23 protein-coding genes, 1 tRNA gene and 1 other RNA gene are annotated in these 25,618 nt (G+C 53.2%); 6 read left to right on the forward strand and 19 right to left on the reverse strand.

Going from position 1 to position 25,618, the window contains the following annotated elements; genetic code table 11:
- Window positions 1-6: 6 nt before the first annotated feature.
- From HYW18_01495 to smpB, 13 genes are all read right to left on the reverse strand, one after another.
- Complete coding sequence (locus HYW18_01495; protein MBI2484806.1) at window positions 7-1,752, reverse strand: hypothetical protein; 1,746 nt, start codon at window positions 1,750-1,752, stop codon at window positions 7-9.
- Between the two features lie 327 nt (window positions 1,753-2,079).
- Window positions 2,080-3,663 (reverse strand): putative metal-binding motif-containing protein, encoded by a 1,584-nt coding sequence (locus HYW18_01500; GenBank protein MBI2484807.1) that lies wholly within the window; start codon window positions 3,661-3,663, stop codon window positions 2,080-2,082.
- A 456-nt stretch (window positions 3,664-4,119) separates the two neighbouring features.
- Window positions 4,120-4,887 (reverse strand): hypothetical protein, encoded by a 768-nt coding sequence (locus HYW18_01505; GenBank protein MBI2484808.1) that lies wholly within the window; start codon window positions 4,885-4,887, stop codon window positions 4,120-4,122.
- 289 nt (window positions 4,888-5,176) lie between these two features.
- The gene (locus HYW18_01510) at window positions 5,177-6,589 is read right to left on the reverse strand and encodes a hypothetical protein (protein ID MBI2484809.1); all 1,413 of its coding nucleotides are present in this window, start codon (window positions 6,587-6,589) and stop codon (window positions 5,177-5,179) included.
- Between the two features lie 551 nt (window positions 6,590-7,140).
- Window positions 7,141-7,500: a four helix bundle protein gene (locus tag HYW18_01515; GenBank protein MBI2484810.1), complete on the reverse strand. Its 360-nt coding sequence runs from the start codon at window positions 7,498-7,500 to the stop codon at window positions 7,141-7,143.
- A 46-nt stretch (window positions 7,501-7,546) separates the two neighbouring features.
- Window positions 7,547-8,188 carry a hypothetical protein gene (locus HYW18_01520; GenBank protein ID MBI2484811.1) on the reverse strand — a complete coding sequence of 214 codons (642 nt, stop codon included), beginning with the start codon at window positions 8,186-8,188 and terminating at the stop codon, window positions 7,547-7,549.
- A 21-nt stretch (window positions 8,189-8,209) separates the two neighbouring features.
- Window positions 8,210-8,965, reverse strand: a complete 756-nt coding sequence (locus HYW18_01525) for a hypothetical protein (GenBank protein MBI2484812.1) — start codon at window positions 8,963-8,965, stop codon at window positions 8,210-8,212.
- Window positions 8,962-9,567, reverse strand: a complete 606-nt coding sequence (locus HYW18_01530) for a hypothetical protein (protein ID MBI2484813.1) — start codon at window positions 9,565-9,567, stop codon at window positions 8,962-8,964. Before HYW18_01530 ends, HYW18_01525 begins: the two co-directional genes overlap by 4 nt.
- Before the next feature lie 68 nt (window positions 9,568-9,635).
- Entirely contained in the window at window positions 9,636-10,052 is a 417-nt protein-coding gene (locus HYW18_01535) for a hypothetical protein (GenBank protein MBI2484814.1), read from the reverse strand.
- A gap of 1 nt (window position 10,053) precedes the next feature.
- Entirely contained in the window at window positions 10,054-11,061 is a 1,008-nt protein-coding gene (locus tag HYW18_01540) for an AI-2E family transporter (protein MBI2484815.1), read from the reverse strand.
- A 27-nt stretch (window positions 11,062-11,088) separates the two neighbouring features.
- The gene (locus tag HYW18_01545; protein ID MBI2484816.1) at window positions 11,089-11,373 is read right to left on the reverse strand and encodes a GIY-YIG nuclease family protein; all 285 of its coding nucleotides are present in this window, start codon (window positions 11,371-11,373) and stop codon (window positions 11,089-11,091) included.
- A 171-nt stretch (window positions 11,374-11,544) separates the two neighbouring features.
- Window positions 11,545-11,935, reverse strand: a transfer-messenger RNA (tmRNA) gene (ssrA, locus tag HYW18_01550).
- Between the two features lie 4 nt (window positions 11,936-11,939).
- Window positions 11,940-12,413, reverse strand: a complete 474-nt coding sequence (smpB, locus tag HYW18_01555; GenBank protein ID MBI2484817.1) for an SsrA-binding protein SmpB — start codon at window positions 12,411-12,413, stop codon at window positions 11,940-11,942.
- Window positions 12,414-12,473: 60 nt separating this feature from the next.
- On the opposite strand from smpB, the gene infC reads away from it, so the two are divergent.
- The 5 genes from infC to HYW18_01580 are packed head-to-tail and all read left to right on the forward strand — an operon-like array spanning window position 12,474 to window position 15,272.
- Entirely contained in the window at window positions 12,474-13,049 is a 576-nt protein-coding gene (gene infC / locus HYW18_01560) for a translation initiation factor IF-3 (GenBank protein ID MBI2484818.1), read from the forward strand.
- Window positions 13,050-13,094: 45 nt separating this feature from the next.
- Window positions 13,095-13,298, forward strand: coding sequence for a 50S ribosomal protein L35 (locus HYW18_01565; GenBank protein ID MBI2484819.1), 204 nt, complete (start codon window positions 13,095-13,097; stop codon window positions 13,296-13,298).
- 1 nt (window position 13,299) lies between these two features.
- Entirely contained in the window at window positions 13,300-13,647 is a 348-nt protein-coding gene (gene rplT / locus HYW18_01570) for a 50S ribosomal protein L20 (protein ID MBI2484820.1), read from the forward strand.
- Between the two features lie 46 nt (window positions 13,648-13,693).
- Complete coding sequence (locus HYW18_01575; GenBank protein MBI2484821.1) at window positions 13,694-14,014, forward strand: hypothetical protein; 321 nt, start codon at window positions 13,694-13,696, stop codon at window positions 14,012-14,014.
- Between the two features lies 1 nt (window position 14,015).
- Entirely contained in the window at window positions 14,016-15,272 is a 1,257-nt protein-coding gene (locus HYW18_01580; GenBank protein MBI2484822.1) for a hypothetical protein, read from the forward strand.
- Here the strand turns inward: HYW18_01580 and HYW18_01585 are convergent, their stop codons facing one another.
- From HYW18_01585 to HYW18_01605, 5 genes are all read right to left on the reverse strand, one after another.
- The gene (locus tag HYW18_01585) at window positions 15,273-15,680 is read right to left on the reverse strand and encodes a DoxX family protein (protein ID MBI2484823.1); all 408 of its coding nucleotides are present in this window, start codon (window positions 15,678-15,680) and stop codon (window positions 15,273-15,275) included. It abuts the gene before it with no gap.
- 194 nt (window positions 15,681-15,874) lie between these two features.
- Window positions 15,875-21,784 (reverse strand): NACHT domain-containing protein, encoded by a 5,910-nt coding sequence (locus HYW18_01590; GenBank protein ID MBI2484824.1) that lies wholly within the window; start codon window positions 21,782-21,784, stop codon window positions 15,875-15,877.
- 66 nt (window positions 21,785-21,850) lie between these two features.
- Window positions 21,851-22,390: a hypothetical protein gene (locus tag HYW18_01595; protein ID MBI2484825.1), complete on the reverse strand. Its 540-nt coding sequence runs from the start codon at window positions 22,388-22,390 to the stop codon at window positions 21,851-21,853.
- Window positions 22,391-22,756: 366 nt separating this feature from the next.
- Window positions 22,757-22,833: transfer RNA gene (locus HYW18_01600), tRNA-Asp, on the reverse strand.
- A gap of 66 nt (window positions 22,834-22,899) precedes the next feature.
- Window positions 22,900-23,325 (reverse strand): NUDIX domain-containing protein, encoded by a 426-nt coding sequence (locus HYW18_01605; protein ID MBI2484826.1) that lies wholly within the window; start codon window positions 23,323-23,325, stop codon window positions 22,900-22,902.
- Window positions 23,326-23,767: 442 nt separating this feature from the next.
- Here HYW18_01605 and HYW18_01610 point away from each other — a divergent pair, with 442 nt between their 5' ends.
- Window positions 23,768-24,955, forward strand: coding sequence for an MFS transporter (locus tag HYW18_01610; protein ID MBI2484827.1), 1,188 nt, complete (start codon window positions 23,768-23,770; stop codon window positions 24,953-24,955).
- A 55-nt stretch (window positions 24,956-25,010) separates the two neighbouring features.
- Here HYW18_01610 and HYW18_01615 read toward each other — a convergent pair whose 3' ends face one another.
- Window positions 25,011-25,553 (reverse strand): hypothetical protein, encoded by a 543-nt coding sequence (locus HYW18_01615; GenBank protein ID MBI2484828.1) that lies wholly within the window; start codon window positions 25,551-25,553, stop codon window positions 25,011-25,013.
- Between the last annotated feature and the right edge of the window lie 65 nt (window positions 25,554-25,618).

Raw genomic sequence — 25,618 nt, forward strand, 5'->3', positions numbered from 1 at the left:
GCCATTCTACCCGTTTTTCTCCAGATACGCGAGGTAACAGGGTCGACAAAAGATTCTGCGATCCCGATAGGTTTGATTGGCGCCAACCATCACCTCCTTGGTACAGCTCGTACAAACCGCCGTTTCAAACTTCCCTGTATTCGATTCCCGTAAGAGATCATTGATGCGTCCAACAAAGTGGCGGGCGGGCGGAGCAAGTCGGTTATTCTTGTAAAACTGAATCTCCGGACGGATCATGGCGAATCGTCGACGCATGTCTTCGTCATAGATCGGCGCATTCGCCCATATCGTGTCGTCGAGCGCCTCTACACAATCAGGAATTTCCGAAAGTCGTTTGAGATTTGTCGCGGAAGAGAGCTCTGGCCCCATGGCTCCTTCGTCTTCCGGCTCGAATTTGGAAGCGCCAAGTTTCTCCCAGCCGATTTCCTGCGGAGCGGCGAAATAAATCGGCGCGCCTGAGTCGGGGAAATATCCCGGAGACATAGAGAGAGGAAAAAACTCGCCGTACTCGCCTTGATCCAGCAATGCTGTTTTGATCTCATCAAGTTTTTTCCAATAGGTCTCCTCCGAATACGGTTTATTCAAAATGTGAAACTTCTTGCGATAGAGCCCAACGCACCCGAAACAATGTTCGCACTCGATGCACTGCATAGAGTACTCGAGATTTTGCGACGTCTGGCAGTTGTAGGTATAGCGCATCTGCGAACAATGAGCCGGATTCGTGCTGTAAAAACATTCCTGTGAGGTGAAGAGACCAGCACAAAAAGCGCTGTCGCGAGCATTCTCCGATCCGTAGGAAACCCAGAAACAATCTTCGACGCCCTCGAGACAACCGAAGCACGAGTGCAGGCGCGTACACCTCGTGAGGTATTCCCCCGTGCATCCCTCCGCCTGCTCGTTGAAATTCTCCGGCCACACGGCTTGCATCTCCATCATTCGGCGAAATTGATCCTTGTAGACGTTCTGTTTCGAACGGCACGAGAGATCCACGTCGCGCATCCGGCGCTCCCACTCCTCCTTCGTAAGCTGTTCATTCCACCAAAGATACTTTCGATTGCGCTTGTTCGTGGCACCGAAGCAGGATTCGCAATTACGACAGTCGAAGAGAAACGCCGAGCGCATGCAGTCGAAGCTCGTGCGTACGAATTTGCAGTCATAGAGGCGGAACGAATCGGAGACGTTATAGCATTTGTTGATCGAACCGCCGTTCCACCCCTCACTCGAGTCCTCCTCGTCGAAAACCCAATGGGAATAGAGGGAGTTTTTCGACCGGCAGAACATCATGAAGTAGCTGTTGACATCGCCCAGAGAAAACTTCGCAATGCTGTTCTCCGGCTCTTTGACGTTTTTGTCCGCAAGGAGAGGGACAGCAAGTTGAAGGCTCCGAAGCTGATCAAAAAACGACTGATCAAGATTCAAATCTCGGCCCTCGGAGGCAAAATCCTTTTGAAACCACTCCTTATCCGGCAGAACCCGAATACCCGTTGCCGGATGAATAAAGGTGATCACCGGCTTCCCTGTCTCGATATGTTTGTTCCACCACCACTGACCGGCCAAAAAGAATCCAGAACAAATCCACCATCGCGTGAGCGGGCTATACTTCGACGGCGGCACATTGAACTTTTTGTACCACCCGATTTCTTCCTCCGTCATGTTCCACTTTTCTCCCGTCAACGCACAAACCCTCTCGCCCGGTTTTGTGGCATCCAAAATCGCTTTCACTTTCGCGTCGTAACTGGGAGTATGGGACATAAAGTAACTATTCGCCTATTCGCGCGAATTAGAGAAGGTCTATTCGGAGCTTGATATGACTTCCATGTTGAGAAACAAAAGGAAAACCATTTTGGAATTGACGTGTTTTCATACGCCGAAAGAGTAACATCTCAATCTCCTCCTCACAAGACACACTGTTGGACAAACAATCCCTCCTTTCGTGAAAGGAGGGATTGTTTTGTCCCATGAGATGACATGCGGCGGCATGTCAGCTCGTGGGAGCAGGGGCGGCGGAGAGCAAGTTGCTCGATCCGACCGCCCCTACGAAAAAGAATGTGCGCTCTGGCGTTGCACCAGAGGGAGGCTCTACAGGCAGCCGTAGACGTGGAAGTCGTCCACGTACACAGATGCGCCCAGCGGCAGACCGCCGAAGTGCATCGTGATGCGAGCGGTGCCGGGCACGTTCGCCACGGTGCGGTCGAGCGTGAACGGCGTCCACGCGGTCGTGGACACGTTGTAGCTCACCGACCCGGGGTTGCCAACCACCGACGTGACCCAGTTGAAGTGGTCGATGACCTGGAACACACCGCCGGTGAAGGACGTCGTGCTGCGCGCGACGAACTCCACGTGGATCCCGTCTCCGACCGCGAGCCCAATGGCGCTCGGATTGAAGAGGAACTGGAGCTGTTCGGTGTATCCCGGGTTGCCCGTGCCGTTGCCGTCCAGGCGCACGGCGAAGGACCCGTTATGGACCACGCTCGACTGCCGGACCGGCTGCACATTCTGCTCGTAGCCCCAGCCGTCCCCGACGCTTGGGAACGACTGGAACACCTCGGCAGACTCGAAGCTGCCGTTGGTCGTGATCTCCACCTGGGTCCCCGAAGGGCACCAGGCCGGAGGCGGCGCGGGGCAGGTCTCGGTGAGGTCGCCGTCGCAGTCGCTGTCCACGTCGTCGCAGGTCTCGACGGCACCGGGGAACACGTCGTCGTCGCTGTCATCGCAGTCGTTCTCGCAGATCATGTAGCCATCGCCATCGTCGTCGTCCTCGATCCCGGGGATGATGCCGGTGCAGTTGTCGTCCACACCGTTGCAGACCTCGGACTCGCCGGGGTTCCGGCTGCTGTCCGAGTCGTCACAGTCATCCTCGCAGCCCATGTACCCGTCGTTGTCGGCATCCACCTCACCGGACGAGAGCATCGCGCCGTTGCAGTTGTTGTCCTGCCCGTCGCAGATCTCCGCGTTGCCGGGGAAGTTGTCGGGGTCGCCGTCGTCGCAGTCCACCGAATCGGGACTGCCATCGCCGTCCGCGTCGGGTACCGGCGGCTCGGGGGTGGGTTCTTCCGTGGTGTCGTCATCGTCGCCGCAGCCCTCGTCCACGACCGTGTCGCAGTCGTTGTCCACGCCGTCGCAGTCCTCGGTGGCGCTCGGGTGGATGTCCGCGTCCGCGTCGTTGCAGTCCTCGTTGCTGTCGTAGCCGTCGCTGTCGACGTCCACGAGTGCAGGACTGGAATCGTCGTCATCCGCCGGAGGCGAGCTGTTGTCGTCATCGTCGCCGGGCAGAGGCACGTCGGTCGCGTCGTCGTCATCGGACGGACTCGAATCGTCATCGTCGTCGCCCGGGAGCGGCACGGTGGCGTCGTTGTCGTCGTCATCGCTGGACGGACTCGAGTCGTCGTCATCCGCCGGAGGCGAGCTGTTGTCGTCATCGTCGCCGGGCAGAGGCACGTCGGTCGCGTCGTCGTCGGACGGCTCGGTCGAATCGTTGTCGTCGTCATCGGGAAGCGGGACGCTGTCGTTGTCGTCGTCATCACTGGCCGGACTCGAGTCGTCGTCTGCCGCATTGTCCTCGTCCTCGGCCGCCGGTTCGTCCGGCAGGTCGTTGTAGGAGAGAAGGTTGCAGGCGGAGAGGGTGGCCGTGCACAGCAGGGCCAAGATCAATCGCAGGTTCATCGTGGTCTCCAGGCAAAGGTCGCGAACGCATGAAGCGTCGGGACCGGGGGTTTGTCTCACTCGTCACTCCAAACCTGCTAACAACACGGAGTGTTGTCACAAAAAACAGGTCTGGAATGACGAGGTTTTTCAAAGAACGAACGGCTAAATTTACCAGAAAATGGCCATTTTGTCAAGGAATTAGATACCTCCTCTTTAAATTCTCTCTAAGAGGTCACTAAGTGAGAAAAAGTGGGGTTGGTAGGATTAAAGATCTAAAATAAGTACAAAAAGTCTTCCAGACAGTATTTTCTCTCTAAGTGATGACTTAGAGAGAACGAGGAACTAAAAAGCACGAAACCTCCCGAGGGGGAGGTTTGAGGAGAGAGAAGAAGGAACGAAAGGACAGGAAAGAACAATTGCGGCCTGGGAGGGGCGAGGAGTCCGAAGACCCCCGCCCCTCCCTTCGCCTGCCCGCTACTGGACCGTCGGGCAGTCGTCCTCGGCCAGCGGGATCAGGTCCCGCTCCGACTGCGTGGCGGGCGTGGTGCTGTCCCAGCAGACCCGGACGGCCATGGCGTAGCCGGGCGGGATGCCCTGGATGGCGCAGCCGGCGTCGAACATGCAGGCGACGTCACGCGTGTCGGCGTCCTCGCAGGCCAGGTCGGCCCACTGGGAGTCGAACGCCCCACGCAGCGTGTGGCGGTACAGCGTGCAGCCGTCGCCATCGCCATCGGCGTCCGCGTCGAGCTCGACCTCCCACCAGGACTCGTTGTCCGACAGTTCGGGGTTGATCCCGAGGAACTGCCAGTCGGCGTTGCCGCCCCAGCCGTAGCCGACGCTCGAGATGTCGTCCGCGTCGTCGGTCCAGTCCACCGTACCGGCGTGGAAGTAGCTCACGTTCGAATCGGGATCCGACAGATAGACGTCGCCGATCTCGTTGCGGCCATCGCAGTCCCAGTCCTCGGACCGGTCCACGCCGTCGCACGGGTCGCCCTCCGCGGCGTCGTTGTCGTCGTCGTCCGCGGGGGGCTCGGTCACGTCGTCGTCGTCGGGGAGCGGGGGTTCGGTCGCGTCGTCGTCGTCCGCGGCCGAGTCGTCGTCGCCGGTGTCGCTGTCGTCGTCGCCATTGAGACCCAGGTCGTCGGCCGACTTGAGGTCGGCCCAACCCGGGCAGCCGGTGAGGACGCAGGCGAGCAGGAGGTTGCAGAAGAGGGGCCAGTTGTGGAAGTGCGTGGTGCGCATGGGTTCTCCAGGGTGCGGAAAGGCCTTGTGAAGAGCCTCCGCGGGTTTGATGGGGCCGTCTCCATGCGCAGGAGCGGGGCCCGGGGGATGCCCAATGAAGGGCGGGGATTCCGTAACTGGGGGGGCGAGGGACAAGAATGACGCAAGAAAAAATTTTAAGCGTCCTTCGTCCCCCCAGAGAGAATGGCGACCGAAGTCGCCGAAGAAGAAAGGGGGCCGCACGGCACGGGGGTTGGACCCGTACCGCGCGGCATCTGTCTGTTCGAGACCCGCGATTCGCGGGGTGGGCCTAGCTGGCCGCGGGGGCAGCCGGAGCGGCAGGCGCTGCGGCGGGGGCCGGCGGCGTCCAGTCGGCCGGGACCACATCGAGGGCGGGCGCCTTGTACACGCTGTGCCGACGGGTCGCCCCGAAGGTCAGTCGTGCGAGGATCCGCCCCGAGGGGTCCGACTCGTCCTCCAGGTACATGACGTTGCCGATCGCGGCGCCGATCTCGAATCCCAGGGTCGGCACGAGTGCCGACTGCAGGACGGGGATGCGGAACCGGAACCGTGCGGCGAGGATGAAGTCGGGGGACTCGTGGAGTCCCTGTCCCTCTTCCCAGCCGCCCGACGTGTACTGGCCACCGACGCTCCCGCCGATGGAGAAGACGGTGCCGGCCGCGAACTCGGCGAAGAACCGCCCACCGATGCCCCACCCGTACCCGTTGTCGTTGCCGGTCAGACCGTCCAGGACGCCGCCGAAGCAGTGTCCCTTCTGGGGAGCGCAGAGGCCACCGGAGACGGAGACGTTGGCGTAGACCGCCCACGGGAATCGCAGGTAGGCGTCCTCGCCGTTCACCTCGGCCGAAGCGTCGGTGCCGACCATGCCGAGGAAGCCGCCCTCGATCCCGAAGTACGGATCGGGGTCCTGCCCGACGTTCTCCTCGAGCGCCGTCAGACGCTTCTCGCCGTTGGCGAGCCGGACGTCCTGCTGCTCGTCCTTGTGCTCGCCCTTCTCGAGGCGTTCCAGGATGTCGTCCAGGTTCGTTGCGAGGGTGGCGAGATCGGCCGTGAGCGTGCCGATGGCGGCCGTGTTGTCCGACGTCGCCGTCTGGATCGCCGACATCGCGTTCTCGATCCCCTTGATCCGCGGCTCCAACTCCGTCTTGATGGCGGCCGGGAGTCCCTCGACCTTGAGCTTGAGCTCGTCGAGGACCTTCTGGTTCGCCGTCAGCCGGATGCTGTTCATCTGGCTCTCGTAGCGCTCGGGGCTGACGCAGGCGCCGTGGAAGCTCTTGAACGGGGAGGGCTTGAACCCCTCCTTGCACTTGAGCTTGCAGTTGGCCGCGTCGTACTCGGTCGTCGTCGCGTTCTCGTTGGCGATCTTCTGGAGCACCTCGGCGACCTTCGCCTTCGCCGCCGCGTCCTTGCCCTTGCACGCGCAGTTGGGGTCGGGCACCACGGGAGCCACGTTCGTGCCGGCCGGCGCCGGGGAGGCGGGGGGCGGGACGATCTGCGGGGCGGGCGTGGCGCCGATGGCGGGAGCCGGCGTCGCGGGGGCGGCGGCCGGGATCTTGGGAGCGGGGACGATCGTGGGGGCCAGAACCGCCGCGGATGCGGCGGGGGCGGCCTGGGACTGCTGCGCCCAGACCTGGTTGCAGGTGAGGGTGACGCCGAGCACCATGCTCAGCGCCGTCACGAACTGGGTGTTCCGACGGGTCATGGACCTGTCCTCCTGAAGCCCAACACGGCGCCGAGCCGGTGGGGCGGGTTTACCATCCGGCCTCGCAAGCCGGAGTCCGAAAACTCCGCTTGCGCGGCCTGGTCTCAAACAAATTGAGAAAGGACCGTGAGAAGCACGATCCGGTCCAGGATTCTCGAAGAAATTGGTTCCTCCGAAAATTCTGAACCGTCTAGTGCTTGGATGATTTGGCGACATCTGTCGGTGGAGGAGAATCCAACAGAAGCACACCAAATCGTCTAAGTACTAGACGGCCGAATCCATTGAAAATGAACGTGCAAATTTAGCAAAAAACCACGAATATGTCAAGAGATGGCCTTAAATTGGCCAAAATATTAGCTAAAAACAAAACCCCCTTGAAGGGCATGATGCTCGCCTGTCACAACGAGGAGGAGACGTTGCGACCGCGGCACCAGGCCCTTGAAAGGGGTATTGAGAGGCAAAAGTTACCTTACGAGAGGAGGAGATGTCAAATGGTTGCAAAGTTGCAGAGTGACAAAGTTACAGAGTGACAAAGTTGCAAGGTAGTGAAATCACTTAAGGGAACGGATAAGACCACTTAAAAGGAAAGCTACCTCTTGGCGATTTGATTCTACTGATTGGTATACAGTTTGAGGAAGGTATCCAAGATCTAAAGATAAACGCAGAAGATACTCACACTCACTAAGGGACCCCCTGGCTATGTATAGATACCGAACAAAGTCCTTCGTCGTATTTTTGGCCTGTCCTTCCACGATGTTCGTGGGGACGGAGACACAGGCACGTCTTAGCTGTCCAGTAATTCCATAACATTCTTCAGGAGGAAAGGATTGAGATACTTTATAAACATCCAAAACAAAACAATGGGCTTTCTGCCACACAACAAGATCTCGGAAAGTTCTTACTGGTTCCATAAACCAAAACTTTGCCACTGTGCCACTTTACAACTCTGCAACCTTCCTACCACTCCTCGTGAATAAGTTGGTGCCGGCGCTTCAAACGTTCCGAGTTCATGTACACAAGCCCCACGCCGGTAAGGGCGCCGAGCACAAAGCCAGTAAAGGCGTTCACAGGAATATTTGGCTTCACGGGAAAACGCGAGTTGAGTGGCTCATCCACCAACCGCACCGACAGACCGCTCGCGCTCACAAATTGGTGCGACCGCGTGGTGAGCACAAACGCCACCGCGCGCGCAATGCGCTCGGCCTCCCCTACACTCGTGTGATACACATCTACTTCTAAAAGTCCCGTACCACGCACCACGGTGGGCTGCACCGTCTTCCGCCACACCTTCCGCCGCTTCAATCCGTCTTTTGGAAAATAGCTTGCACGAATATCAAACCCCGCACTCATCACCTCGTCATAAAATGCCGACGTGTGAATGAGTGTGGCCATGTCGTCGGCAAGGCGTTCACTTGAACGACTCGCCGTGTAGGCGTCCACAACTCCAACATTTTGCGTAATGAGTACGCGCACCGATGAACGATATTTAAGCGGCTCAAAAAAGGACAGAATGCTCGCTAGAATCAACCCAAGAATGGCAGACAAAAAAATGGTGCGCCAACCAAAACGGACAAATACCGATGCGGGGGGGGTCGTCATACCACCACGAAGTGTATCATATTAACTCCACCGCGCGGTAGAAAGAATAAGGAGAAGGAGAAGTCCCACAAAGACGAGATAGCGTACCAACACACGCCGCTCCAGCCGATCAATCAGCTCTGCGCGTAGAAGACCCAAAAGCCCGTAATGGAGAAGCGCCAGCGCCGCCGCACTCACCAAGTGACTTAACGGGAAGAAAGAGAAAACGACAAAGAACTCGGTAAGCAGAAGGGAACCAAAAATCGAGATACGACGCACCGACTCTTCTTCCATCTTGCTCGCCCAAAGCGTCTCAAAAATGAAAAGTGTCTCGCCGAGAAAAAAGAGTGGGACCAAAATCCACAGGGGAAATTGCGCCAGCACAAGGAAACCTAAACTCACCATCGCAGAGAGAAACGCACTCAATGTAGAGAAGACAAACGTGAGACGCTCAAGCGTGTAGACACGATACCGGTGGCTCTCAAACACATACAGTCGCACATGTTCCGCATACACAAGCCAGAGAATTCCGAGCAAAGCGGCAAGGGCGTAGCGGTGTGCGTCATACTCCAAAAAGAGGAAAAACCCGTCGCTTGCAAGCGCCAGACCGGCGGGAGCAAGAAGAAATCGGGGAGCGTGCGGGGTATTGAGGGACTGGCGCAGCAGAAACCAAAAGGTTCCAATCCCAAGCACAAGGCTTGCCGCAAGATACACAAGCGCGCGCGCCGGATCCCACGTGGCCATCAATGGCCCCGCGGCAGAAAGGACAGCAGAGAGGACAATCCACAAACGCGTCATAGTTTTTGGACATCAAGCATAAGCGCGCCCTTCAACAGGAGACCTTCGGGCGTCACACGTACGTCTGTAAGATCGGCGTACGACTGCACTTCCCCTTTCACTTTTGCGAGAGCCATCTTAACGGCGCGGTCGAGAAACAAGCGCGCAAGCACGCGCGGCACGGGCGCCCCGCCAACACGTAAAGACTCCGTGGAGAGCTTCACCCACCCCTCCTCTACCGATGGGCGCACTCGCCACGTAAGCGCGGTATCTTTCAATGGGAGAAATATCTCTATGCTCTCCCCCGCCACGGCAACTTGGCTCTTGGAAAAATCGACCAACCTTGAAGACGACGTATCCCCTTGCCGGATAAGGCGCGTAAGGACAGACTCGGGAAGCGTGAGTTCGATCGTACGATCGGTGAGATTGGAAGAAACTCTGTTTGACACGGCACGAGAAAACCACGCGTCAAACGGGATAGTGGACGGTTCCACGGCATGATCGGGGACGGGAGTTTTAAACGCCCATTGGGAAACCGTCGGCACTTCCACAAGGCCGCTTGCCGCAGCAAGATACACAATATAACCGGCAATAGCCGCAACAATCAAAAAGGACCAAAGCACGCACGAGCCGCACCCGAAACCGTGTCGGGGACGAGACGGGGAAAGCGTTGGGTGTCTTTGAGACCCGATCACAAAGAAAGGGAGGCGCGGAGATTAGCGAGACGTTGAATTGCTTCTTCGATACGCGCATCATTGGCGCCGGCATACGCGCGGCGTAGGCTATCGAGCGCAATCACCATTTGCAGATGCGCATCTTTGGATTCGACAGGTACGCGCAACGCCAGAAACTCTGCACCGGCAGCGGAAACCACATCTTCACGCGCACCGAGCGTTGCGGCAAGAGCCAGGCGCTCGTCCATCGTGAACAAAACTCGCAGAGCAGAATCTTTGTAAGAAGACGGCGAGGCGCTATCACGGGGCGCTTCTGCGAAGAACGGCGCGCGCGCTGTGGGTACATAGAGCCACAACACGACCGCGGCAAGCGCGACAGTGATTGCCACGACGGCAAGGGGAAAGAGGCTTCGGTGGTGATGCGCATGGAACATACTACGCCGTCTCAGCATCGTAGAAGAGATCTTCCATCACCACGGATACCATCGTCGCCACCGGAATCGCAAAGATAGCGCCCACAAGTCCGCCAAGTTTCAATCCAATCAAGAGGGCAACAATGCTCACCACGGGATTCAGGCCCGTGACTTTCTGCATAACGCGCGGCACAAGAATATTGTTTTCCGCCTGCTGGATGAGAACATAGAGCAAAAGAACAAGCCCGCCCTTTGTCGGAGATTCTGTGAACGCCAGCACAATGGCGGGGATGGAAGAGAGGATGGGACCGAGATAGGGAATGATCTCCAGAACTCCGGCAAGCAGCGCGAGCACGAGAGCGTAGCGGACATCAATAATAGAGAGGCCGATATAGGTAAGCACGCCGATGATAAGGCCCAAAATGATTTGTCCGCGCAGCCACTGCCCGATTTTTTCACGCATGCGCTCAATCAACTGCGTAAGATAAGGCTGATACTCGTGCGGGGCCACCGTGCGGAACACGCGCGCGAGCGCTTGTTCTTCCACCACCATATAAAACGTAAGTACCAGAACGATGATCGCCGCGGCCACCCCCCCCACAAACCCACTTACCGTTTGAGAAAAGCTTTGCAGCGTAGCGAAAATCTGGCTTGGCGTATTCCCTGTTCCAATCGTGAAGCGGCGGAATTCATCGAGGACTTTGGAGAGCTCCTGTGTGTACCCAAACGATTGGACGAGTTGCGTGGCTTGTTCGATAAGCGGCGGAATGAACAGAAGAAATGCGAGTCCTATCACCACGACTAAACACAGATAAATAACGATGACAGAAAGACCGCGAGGAATGTGGTGCTCGGCAAGCCAATCGGCAAATGGATCAATAAGCGCAGCGAGCAACAGCGCCACAAACAACATAGCGACGATGTCGCGCAAAAACCACACAAGCGCGAAACCGAGCAGGACCAGAATCACTTTGACGATCGTCCACGTGCCCACGCCAACCACATGAGCTCCTCCATTTTTGAGAGACATAGTAGAAACAGTGTAGCAAATGCTCCGTCAACTGTCATTTGAAATATGGCGATACCCGATACGTACCAGTGTTTCAGAAAGCTGTCGTTTTAGTTGAGCTCTTCCGTTTCCACCTTTAAGATACTTCTCTCGTCTCTTCGCTTCAAACATTGTTGGATAAGCTTCATAATAGATAAGCTGAAGAGGAAGTCGTTGCTGGGTAGCTGGAACGAGACCTTGCAAATGCTTTTTCATCCTCGCTTCGAGATCCTCCGTATAACCAACATACAACCTGTGGTCTTTGAAACTAAAGAGGACGTAAACAAAAAACATACAGGGGAAGTATAACAAAAGACCAGCCATAAGGCTGATCTTTTTTGCCGAGCTGATCTCTAAGAGCGATGGGCCAGCTAAGCTGGCCTGCCCTCGCTGAGCTATTCATCCTGTTGGTCTTTTAGCCAAGCTAAGCTTGGCTCTGACCGGAACCAACCGAGCTCAGCTCGGTGGTGGAGCTGGAGGGATTTGAACCCTCATCCGAAGAACTTGTTTCCTTACACGTTTTTCAAGCGAAGTCTCGTGGATATACTGCAGGCGGGCAAGCACGAGACCACCAACCCTCTTGCAGACTCACGGCCAGTCAGAACGGAATGCGTGAGTGAACACCCCGCCCTCAAGTCCTCAAGATATAACACCCGTGAGGCCGCCCGAGGACAGACAGCTGCGGATGCAGAGCTCGCGCTTAGGCGAGCGCTGGAACGAATGCGGGCATAGAAAATGCCGCGCGGATTCGGTTGAAGATATTGGCAAGTAATCTTCTTGTGCCGGTGTTAACGAAGTCGGCACCCTTCGGCTTGCGTGTGAAGGGCATGGCTCCCGTCGAAACCAAATCAGCCCCATGTCTACTCATCTCGCGTATACATACGCGTGCGGAGCTCGCGATCGAGCTCTTTCTTTTTTATCGCGGCGCGCTTTTCATAATTCTTTTTGCCGCGTGCCAGCGCAATCTCTACCTTTACCAACCGGCCCTTCATATAAACACGCAAAGGGACGACCGTCAACCCCGCCTCTTGGCGTTTTCCAAACCATCGCTTCAATTCCCGCGTATGTAAAAGCAGCTGCCGCTCGCGCGTGGAATCATAGGCGATATTTCCCGCCGGTTTGTAGCGCCCAATATGCGCTCCGCGAAGCGTTGCCCGCGTGGGGTCCACCGTGACATAACTTCCCTGCAGTTGGACGTCCCCCTCGCGCACGGCTTTCACCTCCGCACCCGTAAGCGCAATCCCCGCTTCAAGCGTCTCTAAAATTTCATAGTCAAAACGCGCGCGCCGAGCGGCAGCAATCGTGCCTTTTTTCTTTGGTTTTTTTGCTGTCATAGGTTGACAAGCTCCTCTTCCAGTCGTAAGCTATCGCCATTATTCTATATTTCCGGAGCTTTGCAAAACGGCTCCTCTGAAGAAATGCGCATCCATCGCCACCGCCAGCAAAAACCCAAGCTCAACGTTCCCGAATTTAAGGTGAACGAATTCATTGATAGCGAGACGCTTCGCGTGATTGATGAGCACGATGAAATGCTGGGCGTCATACCAACAGCAAAGGCACTTGAGCTTGCGCAAAGCCGCGAACTAGATTTGGTGGAGGTGTCCCCCAAAGCCGTGCCGCCCGTGGCAAAACTTTTGAACTACGGACAGTTCCGCTACCAAAAAGAGAAGGAGGCAAAGAAGCAGAAGGCGCAGTCTAAAGAAGTGGAGGTGAAAGGCATCCGTTTGTCGCTGCGCATTGCTGACGGCGACTTCAACGTACGGCTTGCCAGCGCCAAGAAGTTCATGGAGGAAGGTAACAAGATTCGCATTGAAATGATTCTGCGCGGCCGCGAGAAAGGGCACGGCGATTTGGCTAGCGAAATCATTGAACGATTTATTACGGCCCTACGCGCGTACTTTCCCCTGCGTATCGAGCAGACGGTGAAACGGATGGGGGGTCGGGTAACGGCCATTGTGGCTCGCGAGTAACCTTTGACAGAAAATCCCCCTTCCATTAGAATCCCCCCGTATTTTATGAAACAGAAAACGCACAAAGCAACGTCCAAACGGGTCCACGTGACAAAGGGCGGGAAAGCCCTGAAGCGCACAGCGGGCCAGGACCATTTCAATAGCCGCGAGCGCGGCAACACGACGCGCAACAAGCGCAGCGACAAGGCCGTGCCGGCAGCGTACAAGTCCACCGTGAAAGTCCTTATTCCTTACGCGCACGTAAAATAATATGCCACGAGTAAAACGGGGCATGATTCATGCCAAGAAACGCCGCAACCTTTTAAAGGCCGCAAAGGGCTACAAGTGGGGGCGCAAAGCAAAAGTGAGGTTAGCACGCGTCGCCGTGCTGAAGGCCGGCGTGAACGCTTATCGCGATCGCCGCCTGAAGAAACGCGACAACCGCCAGCTCCAGCAGATCCGCATCAACGCCGCGGTGCGCGCCCTGGACCTCTCGTATTCCCGATTCATCCATGCACTCAAAGAAGCAGGCGTCGCTCTCGACCGCAAAGTGCTTGCCGAAATTGCCATGAAATATCCAGAGGTGTTCAAAGGAATTGTGGCGGCCGTAAAAAAGTAATGCCAACACTCGCCGCAAGGCGGGTGTTTTGCTATAGTACAGTGGTATGAAAAAACAACTTCTTTTCTCTCTTGCCGCAGCTCTTGTGTTGGTCGGGGCGGGATGCGCGAAGGCACCCGAACGCCAAGATACGACTGCCGAGGAACAACCATCGAAATCTCAAAACGACGCGGCATACGCGCGTTTGCAGGTGGCCAACAAGGAGCTTACCGACCTGATGATTGAGGCCAGCCAACAAGGCGTAGATGTAAGCGCGTACCGCAAAGTGCAGGGCGAAGCGACCTATAAATCTCTCTCCAATCCTGTAGCCGCCGCGGAACTCATGGAGAAAGCCGTGATAGATCTTCGTGCAGAAATGAGCAAGTAATATGATGCGTGGGATTGAGCGTTATCACGAGGCTGTCGCGTTTCTTGAGTCGCTTTCCAAAATTCAAAAGGAGGATTACATGTCCCCCATCGCTAACCGCGCGAAGTGTATTGCGCGGTTGCGTTTTTTGCTGCGTGAGATCGGCAATCCTGAACAAACAATCCCGCATTTCGTCCACGTGGGCGGCACGTCGGGCAAAGGCACAACGACCATGATGATCGCCAACGGCCTGTCTGCAGACGGATACAAAGTCGGTGCCTATACGTCCCCGCACGTGACCACCGTAATCGAGCGCCTGTGGGTGAGCGGGAAGCTCATGAAGGCAGAAGAGTTTACCGAGCTTGTCCATTGGATAAAGCCTGCGCTTCTCGCGTGCCTTGAAAAGTCCCGCTTCGGCATCCCTTCCCTTTTGGAGACGGAATTCGCCATTGCGCTTGAATATTTCCGACGGCAAAAATGCACATGGGCCGTCGTGGAGGTTGGCTGTGGAGGCGAGTTCGATGCGACAAACGTGATTCCACCGCCGCGCGTGGCTGTTCTCACAAATGTGGGGCTCGACCACACGGAGATTTTAGGGAAGACCACGACAGCGATTGCTAAAACGAAGGCGGGAATTTTCAAACGGGGGTCGGCGGTCTTCACGAGCGAGCATGATAAAAAGATAGGTGCTCTTTTGATGCGTGAGGCAACACGGCTGGGTGTGGCATCGTTTACGCGCGTGACAGGATCTAATGGCGAGGTGGCAGAAGAGGTGCTGCGCTATCTTGGTGTTTCTACAAGTGCAATTCGCCGTGCACACAGAGAAACACGACTCCCTGGACGCCGCGAGGTGGTGACGACGAAACCGTTTGTGATGTTGGACGGAGCACACAATCCCGACAAGATGCGCTATAGCGTAACCGAATGGCAAAAGGCAGGACACGGAAAAGCGACAGTTGTGTTTGGGATAGCGGCTGACAAAGACGCACAAGAAATTCTGCGGGCGCTTTCCCCCATCACTCGGCGATTTTACTTTACGCCGTTCGCCACCACCTCGCGGCATTGCGCTAATCCCAAGCACTTGGCGCAGATGGCAAAAAAGATTTCTCCAAAAATTCCATCGAGAATATTTTTAGACTCCAAAGAGGCATTTGACGCCGCCAGAAAAATAAACGACCCGGTGCTTGTGACCGGATCGTTCTTTTTGGTTTCTGATCTACGCGAGCGGTGGGTAACCGAGGAAGAAATTTTGCGTGCACGTTCCTCCTTCCTTCGCTAATTATTGACGAAAGAACCATTCTTGCTTCATAAGCCGCCACGCCCCAGCCCCATGCGTCCAAACGACAAACATGGCGCCGAGAAGAACAAGGGGGAGTTCCGCCGCCAGAAAGGGCTTACCGAGGTGAGCCACAAGAAGCGCCACGATCATGTTTATACCAAGCAAGAACGCACCCGAGCGGGCATGGACGCCAAGCACGAGCGCAATGCCGCCGACAAACTCCACAAGTGCCACGACCCACGCGGCAACGGCGACTACGGGAATATTGAGGCTCTCAAAAAAGGCTTGCGTGGCCTGCATGTCGTCGAGCTTGAGCCAGCCGTGATAAATAAAAACTGCACCAGCCGCAAGGCGCAAGAGGAAAAGGGCAAGGTCCCTTCCCTGTGCGCTGTAGCAATACTGCTTCATAGAAAATGATAAAGAATAAAAAGATGGGGGTATTGTAACGGGGACATGTCGTCAAATTCAAGGATAGAGTGGGGGTAAGATTTAGACGTATGAAAAACACTCACGCAAAGTGAGTGTTTTTCATGGCGGGACGTGATGGAACGGGTGGGAATGCATTTTATGGCCGTAACGGTATAAACGGCTCCCAAACACGCCTAAGGCATGCTTGGCGGAAGAATAATGGGACTTACGTTTAGCAAACGATACTGTTCAACCTTCTGTACGTCTCCGTAGCCGTGTTCTTGATGACGATAGGTGGATTGAACCAGGTAGCCCATCCTCAGCCCGTTCTGGCTCAAGAAGCCTTCCAGGAACGTCCGATCAATTTGCAGCCATTGGCCGTAGGGTAATGGCATGTCCATATTATTTCTCTCCTTCAAGCCCTCTATCCAATCGCTGTGGGTAATTATTGTCTCTTCTCCGTTCCTGTACTCGTAGATTAGCCCCCGTATTTCTCCTGTAGAATCCTGCCTAATTTCCGGTACGGGAAGGAATTGTAGTTGATAATCTCTAAAATATTGCCAAAGGTTTATGGTCAAATCACGGGTGCGAGCAACTAGAGGGTAAACGATCAAATCTTTTATTTTTGTTGGATTTAAATGGAGTGGATACAGGCATGCCGCTGGATTATCCAAAAAACTAAAAGGAGACGGAGTGTGCGTTGGTATTAGGGTGAGAGCGGGGTTGTTTACAATTAATTTCGCCACTTCTTCAGCGGTTGGAAGCTCAGAACCAACCACCTCATACGCAAAGCCTATCACGGAAATTGAATGATGGGGATCGGTCTTAGCTGTAGGTGGTGGCATGATGGCGCCCTCAAAAGCTAAGAAGGGTTTGTCTTGGTTGATTGCCAGAATTGATTCAACTGGGGTCTGTAGATCAGCCTCCACCAGTCCCACTTCTGTCAAGCGCCCTTCAGCTAATCTTGGCCACCAGGCCGGAAGCCTTCCCATGATTTTTTGCCAAATACCTAAATCTACTGGCAAAGTTGCATAGGCATATTCAAGGTAGAAATCTTCTGGAATCTTTCCGTCTACGTAGAAGCTGTGAAGCACTCTCAGGAAAGCTGACCTGTAAGCTTCACTGACGCGTGTAGACATCCCAACCAGCGATGCGCCTCGCTCTCTTCCTTGGAAATGTCCTGCCCCTGCATTTAAAGAAATTCCATTTTCATGGATGAGCACTGAAGAGGTATGTGCCCATTGCTTAATAAAACCGACACCAATCTTCCCTTCAATATCTTTAGCTCGTTCGTAATAGATTGGAGCTAAAAATGATTTAATATATTTCTGGAAAAAATCATCTATGACAAAAGCGGTAGGTGCCGTAGAGACCATCCCAAAAGGCGGCAGGACAATAGCCTCAATATCTTCATCTAAAAGAGCGGCTAACTCCTGAAGTAATTCTTGAATTACAGCTGAGTTTACCTTCAAATTCGAAACAATATCCGCGAGTTTTATGTAAGAGATGTTTTCTTTTGCGGTCAATGAAGATGCTCGGATTAAACACAGGAGATAGATAGCCACAACACTCTCAAGAGGTGCTCGTTGAAGTTTATCAAGGAACTTTTTGTATAATCCTTCTCGTTCCGAAGAAGAAATAAGCAGCTGAGCAATTGCTGTCGCGGCTCGTTCTCGAACCAGTGGACTTGGCCATGTTAATCGTTGAACTACCAGGTCGAACTCGTCCACTTCATCAGCAGCGTACCTGACCTCTTCCCAGATAGGCGGGGGTAATTTAGTTTCCGCCATTAGGGAGTCGGCAAAGATGATACTTGCCTCGGTGATGATTTCTGCGTTCACAAGGTCACCGAATAACACAAAGAAGTCGACAGCACGTGCGATGGGCACAAAGTATTCCAAACCGTCCCTCCATTTGCTCCCAACAGCGATGCTATTTTCGAAAAACTCTAAATGACGTGTCGGGTATTTATCTCGTAGAAACGCCCAGCGTGCTTCTGCCTTCTTTTTGTCAGTCCAATAGGATTGCCAGCCGTTATCGTTTGCCTGTGCACGACAAAGCAAATCAAATGCTCGTCCATTATTGAATTCGTAGGCCAGAGGATAGAGTACGTCGAGTAGCTCTCCACCAAGATGATTTAACTCAGCTTCGGGTACTACAGCAACAAAGCTCCTGTAGACCTGCTCTTTATTTCCATTGCCGAGCCAATATATAAGCCATCCATGCAAATATACTTCTCGTTCCCACGGGCTATCAAACCTCCTTTCATTTACACTTTGTACCAAAACATCCGGAGGAACACTGCTGAAATCTTCAGCAGAGGCCGGACGAGTATAGGGAGTCGGAGCATCTTTTTCTGGGTAAGTTATTTCCCCAAAGTAATCCGTAATCGTACTCAAGGCCTTAGCGGCACCTTCTTGTTTCTGTGCAACGATACCGAGCGACTTGTATGAATCCTCATCAAGAGCTGTTGTTGCTAGCGCGGTAGATACATCGGAATCATACGGCGATGATTGAACAATGACTTCGAAGAGATCTTCCGCGTGGAATAAGTACTCTGAGTCTGCATTTACATAGTAGTCCTTATATAGAGTCGGTCGATCAAATTTATCAAAGACTTGAGCAAGATTCAGTGAAAGATGATTGGTTCCATCTCCATCGGTATATTCAGTTACGTTTTCTACAATTGGTGCGATCGATGCCAGCCAATGACGCATTTTTACTGCTTCAACACCTGCTGTTCCACAAGCCAAAATGGCATCTAGCACTCCATCTAGGTACATGTCCTTGTGATAGCCGTATCCGAGAAGATTTTTTGCAGAATCTAAAAGTAACTCTTTTGCACGTTCAGTGTCTCCCTGAATCCTGCAAAGTGTAGCGAGATCAGCGAAAGAAGCAGTTCTTTCTGAAAAGTATCCCACTGATTCCTTGAGATTTGTAACTTGAGTCTCATTAAAATGAGCATGTGCCGCACTCGAAAAAACCGGCTTACACTGCTTGATAGAAAATTCTAATAGATTAGCCGCATTAAAAAACGGAGTACTTAAAATCGATATGACATCCTCCGGTGTGAATTGATGTAATGATTCGACGGCGATTTTTAACATCACTAAATCTGAAAGACTCAAGGAAAGCGATGCGGTGAACGCCACTTGCAAACCAAGTAAGTCACGATCCGCTTCCCAGGTCAGCTTCCTGAGCGATTGCAAAGGTGTAAAAAAGATACGGTAGTCAACTTTTGACTCACTTTTTATTTTTTGTGCAATTGCGAGGCAGGCAGTCAAAAGAGCTCCGGCTGCTTCAGACGCCCATATTTCTGGAGCCGCATTTATCCATTCCTTGATTTTTTCCTCTTCACCCTTGAGCCCGTAAACAAGACCTATCAGAAATAGATCGTGGAAAAACTTAGTCCACTTTTCTTTATCCAAATTTTGATACTCCGGCACCTTTGTGGGGAGATCTTCGTACGCAGGAAGTACGGGAAGTTTATCGGAGAAAACTCCATTTACCGCTCTATAAACGTCATGAAACGGAACAGTGTGCTTAGCAAGATTTTCTTTAAATTTCTCCGTCGCGTGAACAATGTCGTATTTAGCGCATTTATCCAAAATATCCTCCACAACTTCAGGCGTGATCTCTTGTTGAAGCAGGAGTTTAACCTTCTCAACTTGATCCAGCTTTAAAAGTTGGGATGCGTAGATAGACAGTAGATCTTGAGACCAGCCTAAGTCAGAAAATTGAGCTATATACTTGACCACTCTTTCTACCTTGTGTGTACGGTCGTACGGAACAACCGTCACTAGTGCCTCGGTGATTTTTGGCATCTGGCCGTTTTCTTTGTTTCGATATTCCTGACGGCCATGTCGATCTTGCAGGATTGTTATGATTTCTTCTGGAATATCTGCACTCCCGGACTGATCAGCCACTTCCGCCACAACGGTCAGCGGAGTTGCGCCAAGGTCTTTTATTTTAAGTTCGCCCAGCATTTCTGGGTTAAGCCTGATCGCCTCAGCAAAGATATTTTCGGCACCCTCTTCAGAAGAATCTTCTGAGTTTGAATAGTATTGGCGGAGATGAGAAAGCTGAAGAGCTTTGGCGAAATCTTTCTTTTTAAAAGCGGCTTCTGTTCCAAGTCGTAGTAGTTCTGTAATCTGATAGCTATTTCGAGGAAATGCAATGGCTTCAACGAGCCACCGTTTGTCTAACTTTAAGATAGGCTCAGAGTTGCCGGTTTCGAATTCTATCTTAGCTAGTTCAGCCCAACGTAAAGAGTCATATGGGCACGAGACAAGCCATTCCTTAATCTCTTTTTTCAGAACAACCTTGCGCTCATCGAAGTCAGGCTGTTGAAGGAGAAATACTTCAAAGCTGTTATGATAAATCGAGATTCGACCTTGCGTATCAGGCTTAGTGAGATGCTGTATATCCCTAAAAGCCGCAGCTATTTCCGAAGGATTTGTCTTGGAAATACAATCAATCAATTGCACTTTTTTGAATGTGAAATTTACACTCGCCAAAGTAAAGAGGATCGTCTTCGCCTCATCAGAAAGATGCGACCACAGGGCTTGATAATAGCTCGTAATCTCGCCACCGTACGGCAAAAGATCCTTGATAACATATTCGGTTATCAATGTATTGCCGTATCGTGACTTGATTTCATTGAGAACGTAGCGAAGATGAAGCGGATTACCTTGGGTGAGGTTAAAAATTTTTGCGACCACCGCTGTTAACGCATCTTCTTCCGACGGTATATTGATTCTCGCTAAATTCTTTCTGATAATCCTATCTACAGCATCTGTGCTCAAACCAGGAAGTTTAATCCATTCCGTAACCGGACACTTCTGCAAAATTATTAGTGGTAGATGCTCAGAAACTTGCTGTTGTGTACCCAAAACAATCCATAAGCCCCTTTGTGGGAAGCAAACGCTTTGCAAGAATTTTTTCAGCTCGTCTATGTCCGCGTGCCTGACCACATGATCAAGGCCATCGATAATTAAAACAAAGGTTTTATTTTGTTGCGCAACAAAAGAAGCCGCAGCATTAATAAATTCTCGCGGAGGAATGGATTGTGAGTTTTTATTTGCAAGACCCCCTAAGGCTTCCGGGTACTCCTTGAACTGCGCCTTAATAGCTTCAATGACCCTCTCGGCATTTAGTCTCTCTTGAGAGTTCGTTTCCTCTGGAGAGAGGTGGTAGTGATGCCTTACAGACATGACTTCCTTTTCCTCAAGAGTTGCGCATAACTTTGAAAGATAAACGCTTTTGCCTGTTCCTGGATTTCCGGTAAATACCTTAACCCCTCCTTCAACTTTCTTTAGATCCTGAAGAATCTCTTGGTGCGCCGTCTCATCAAAGAATTCAAAATCATCCGGTATTAGAAAGTCTTCTTCTAAACCCCTGGGAGCATCAAACTCACACCAATCACGCAACTGACCAAGACTAATTGGTTGCGTTGGACTTTTTCTGCATTCTTTCCCTATTTGATGAAGTAGATTGACGACGCCGTTCTCTGTTGCGTTTAGATCCTTATAAAAACGCTCAAAATTCTCCTTCTCGAATTCGTCCGGAACTTTCTGTGCAAAGTTAAAACTAAACAATTTAAAAAAACTGGCGGCAACATCCTCCTCACCGATAGCTGCAATAATCTTCGCGAACAGATCGCTATCCGATGCTTTTATTGCATCAATGTCGATCTTTTTGTTATCGCCCAAAAAGCTGACGATATTGGCCTCAGCTCCGCTGTCCGTGACCAAGCCCGCATACTTTACTTTTTCCTTGAGCTCCTCCCGCTCGATAGAATCAGCCCATTTCTTCAGTAGGGATGGTTTTCCTTCTTTCCCCACGAGCAGATCATCCCAAGACCATAGATTTTGCGGATCCTGTCGGTGTTTGACCTGGTAAAAGTGATAAAGGTCACCCTTGTCACGCAATATTATGTCGTCCAAATAAAAACCTCCCGTGCCGGATTCTTCGGGCGCAGTTTCAAATTGGATTGATCTGAAAGAATCAGGGTCGACTAGCCAGTCACCGCATAGCTTCAACCCCCAAAGATCCTGGTAATCGAACCCACTTCTAATTGAACTCGTGGTATTTCTCCGGGTCATTTCATGCTTTTATTGCAGATGTAGATTATCTCGTTTTACTGTCTTTGTCTCCTTGACCGCGGTTAATTAGAAAGATAGCTCCACTTGCTTTCCGTCCAAACCTTGCAGGTGATAGACGAACTCCTCGTAGTCCGTGTTCGAATTCAAGCTATATAGGGCTACACAATCCGCATCATAAGCGTCATTCAGCTTTTTTGAGTACGGGTCTTTCTGCGCCTCGGCAAAGAGCGCTGCTGACTGTTCTGTTTTGAACACGGCAACTTTGGCAAATGTGCTCTTTCCAAACTCTGCGTGTAACTGTTTTCCTAGGGTCGCCATGAACTCATCATTTAGGTACTGTTCCTCCACGACGATAGATTTCCAAATGTAACCGTTTTCCGAATTATCCCAGACGACCTCGTAAGGGACTTTTACCTGTGCCACTTCGCGCTGTTCTCCTGACCCATCCATCATTCCAACGATAGGGAGCTCTGCAAGAAGCTTCTGCGCCTCCACTATGCGGAGCAGGTAGATAATCAAGTCAATCTTCGAGAGAAGTGGCAAAGAGACTTTAACGACGTAGATAGGCGGATTAATGCCTTGCTGGAATTGTATATCTCGGGGCATCTCGAAAAGGACGACTACGTGAAAAAGAAAAATGAACTATTGTCCGAAAAATCGGCCTTGGCGGAAAAGCTGAATGATAGCGGACAATCAACAAATAATTGGCTCCAGCAAACAGAAGACTTCTTTGGGTTGGCTCATGCCGCGTACGAAACATTCAAGAGTCCAAAGACGACCTTGGTACGCAAGAAGCAAATCTTACAGGACATCGGTTGGAACCTTGAACTCTCCGATGGAAAACTGCGCTGGGAGTATAAAAAGCCGTTCGACTTCCTCGTAGAGCGACAACCAGCATTTATTTCGGTTGGAACTCGAAAATATAGCTTAGGTAAAAAGAAAAACACCTCTCTCGAAAGAGAAGTGGTTTTCTGGCGGGTCGGACGGGACTCGAACCCGCGATCTTCGCCGTGACAGGGCGACGTGTTAACCAGCTACACTACCGACCCACGGTAGAAAGCGCCGGCATAATAGCATGGGTCTTTTCGACCGGCAAGGAAAGCGGGGTCCGACCACTATTCATTTACTTCTCGATAGGAGGTGCCAGATTTTATGGCTTCAAGAACAGCACGCACGGGCTCAAACAAAGGTTCCGGAAGGTTATCAAGCGGATACCAACCCACGTGCTCAATGCGATCCTCCTCCATAATGCGCGGCTCACCCGAAATGTGGTCGGCAACAAACGACACGTCCACATAATGCTTGCCGTACTTCATCATGTTCGTACACACAACAAAACGGACGTTCCCCACCTCTATCCCAAGCTCCTCGCGCGCTTCCCGCTTCACGGCCTCAACGGGACTCTCCCCAAACTCCAAGTGACCCCCCAAAGATCCGTAGCACCCGGACGCATGCGACCCTTTACGTTTAGCTAACAGGGTTTTGCCATCCTTGATGATGACCGCCCCCACGCCGACTTTCACAACAGGTTGTGACTCCATAATGCGGGCACTTTATCATAGTCCGAGTTGGTTATGAAACACCAGGTGGCTTTTGCTTTTGTCCCTATTATCTGATTCAATACTCCGGCCACCAGGGCAAAGGAGACCCGTCATGGCCCACGCACATTCGAAGGGGTACCGCAGGCACGTCCGCCGCGTGAAGGCGGCCAAGCGCCGCGAGGACAGCTTCCACCCCGTCCGCATAGAGACACCTCTCCCTCCCCCACACCCGCGCGAGTGGATCTGTGAGGAACAGCGGTGGAACTCACGCCTGCTCCGCATTGTGTCCTGCGGTGCACTGAACTCTGTGGGCAGTTGGTACTGCAGCAGGTGCGGGCACTCGAAGCCCGTCGCTGCCTAGCGACCTCGTCGGCGCAAGCGATTCTCTCCATCCTCTCCCGCCCACGGCGGGATTTCGATTTTCAAGCTACAATACTCGAGCATGTCTATCGACCGGGGCCTCCTGCCCTACTACATTTTCCGCGCACTCGACCGGCGTTTCGTTCTACCCGTCTGGGTCGTGTTTATGATCGACCGCGGGTTGTCGCTTAATCAGATCGGCATGGTCGCCGCAGCCTGTACGGTCATCACGTTTATCCTTGAAGTGCCGAGCGGCGCCGTGGCCGACCACATGGGCCACCGCCGCGCCCTTGCGCTTGGAATGCTGGGCGAGGGAATTGCCATGTTTGTCTTCTTGGGCGGCACATTCTGGTGGATCTTGGCTGGCGCCCTTCTTTATTGGGGTTCTGGCACGCTCATTTCTGGCACCAAGCAAGCCATCATTCACGAATACCTCCTTGCCCGCGGACGCGACCACGAATACCAGCGCGTTATGAGCACTGCACGCATGTGGGCAAGCGGGCTCAGCCTTTTTGGAGTAGGCATCGCTGGTTTCGTCTACGAGTATTCCCCTGTCCTCACCTTTTCTGCTGGAGCCGTCCTGTTCTTCATAGGTACCATCGCCATCGCGCGCTTCGACCCAAACCACGTGCATGTCTCGGTCGCAAAGGAGGAGGGGTTCGCCGCCTTGATGCACCATTTTCAGAGCGCGTGGAAAACCATTCGTCGCGAGCCGACGCTGTTCTGGCTTTTGAGCATTGATGCCTTGTTTGTTGGTATGGAGTACGGGTCTGGAGAATTCCAGCCCGTGGTGTTCACCCGTCTAGGAATTACTGTGGGCATCATCGGCATCTATGCAGCTATCAAGCGCTTGCTGTCCTTTATCCTCGCCCCCATCTTGGCGAAGATCGGCCCACAGCTTTCCCTTCGTTCAGTTTTGTTGAGTAATTACGTTCTCACCGTCGCGTACTTTTTTGGTGTTGCTTTTGTGACACATCGTATCTTGATTCTGTTCGTCGTCTTGCTTGCAACATCCGTCTATGTCATTTCCGATATTGTGGTCTCTGATGCCGTAAACAAACGCATCCCAAGCGGTTCGCGCGCCACAACCCTGTCGTTGCGAAACCTCGAAGAACACGTTTTCAAAACTCTCTGCGTCCTTTCGCTCGGATGGCTCGGAAGTTTTCTTACGCTTGCTCAAGCACATCTCATACTGGGGCTCATCGCTCTCATCGGCGGCGGAGCTGTCCTATTCTACTGGAACTCCCTTGAAGTGCAGCGTTCCTTATAAAAGGGAAAAGAGCCCGTGGGGCTCTTTGAAGAAGAATGGACGTGGACGCGCGCCGTCAGCGCTGGCGGGACGGGCAGTCGTCGGGGAGCTTCGCGCTCCGGGCAGGCGACTGCGCCGCCACGAGACGGTCCTCGTTGTTCTGGAAGTCGCCGTAGGCGCCAAGAGCGAGGTAGTAGATCTGCTTGGACGCTCTGTCGATCGCCTCGTAGACCCCGTCGAACGAAAACGTCTCGAAATCGTGGTTCAGCTCGTCGGGGATGATTCCGAGGCGGAGCTCCGCCGGTGCAGTCTGCACCGACGCCAGGAGCTCGGCCTTGAACCCCTCGAAGTTGGCCTTCCGCGTCCCGACGTCAGCGTTGGCGAGCAGGCGTGCGGCATTGCTCATCGCATCCCACTCCTGCGCGCGAAACGTCAAGGTCTTCATGGCATCGAAGAGGACGCAGCGGTAGGCGACCTCGACCTGGATCTCGACCGTCACCTTCTCCTCGTTGGTGAGGGTGATGTTCTCCCCGTCGGTCTTGGTGGGAGCGCTCCCCATCATCAGGATGGCGGCGAGAGAGACGATCGTGTTGAGGAACTTGCGGAAGGAGCTGGACATGGGTTTCCTCCGTATGTCCGGTTTGTCATCCCGTGAGTCATTATACCCACGTTCAGAACAGCCGA

The sequence above is a fragment of the Candidatus Uhrbacteria bacterium genome (assembly GCA_016187485.1).
In the GTDB taxonomy this organism is placed as follows: Bacteria; Patescibacteriota; Patescibacteriia; order UBA9934; family UBA10169; genus JACPJO01.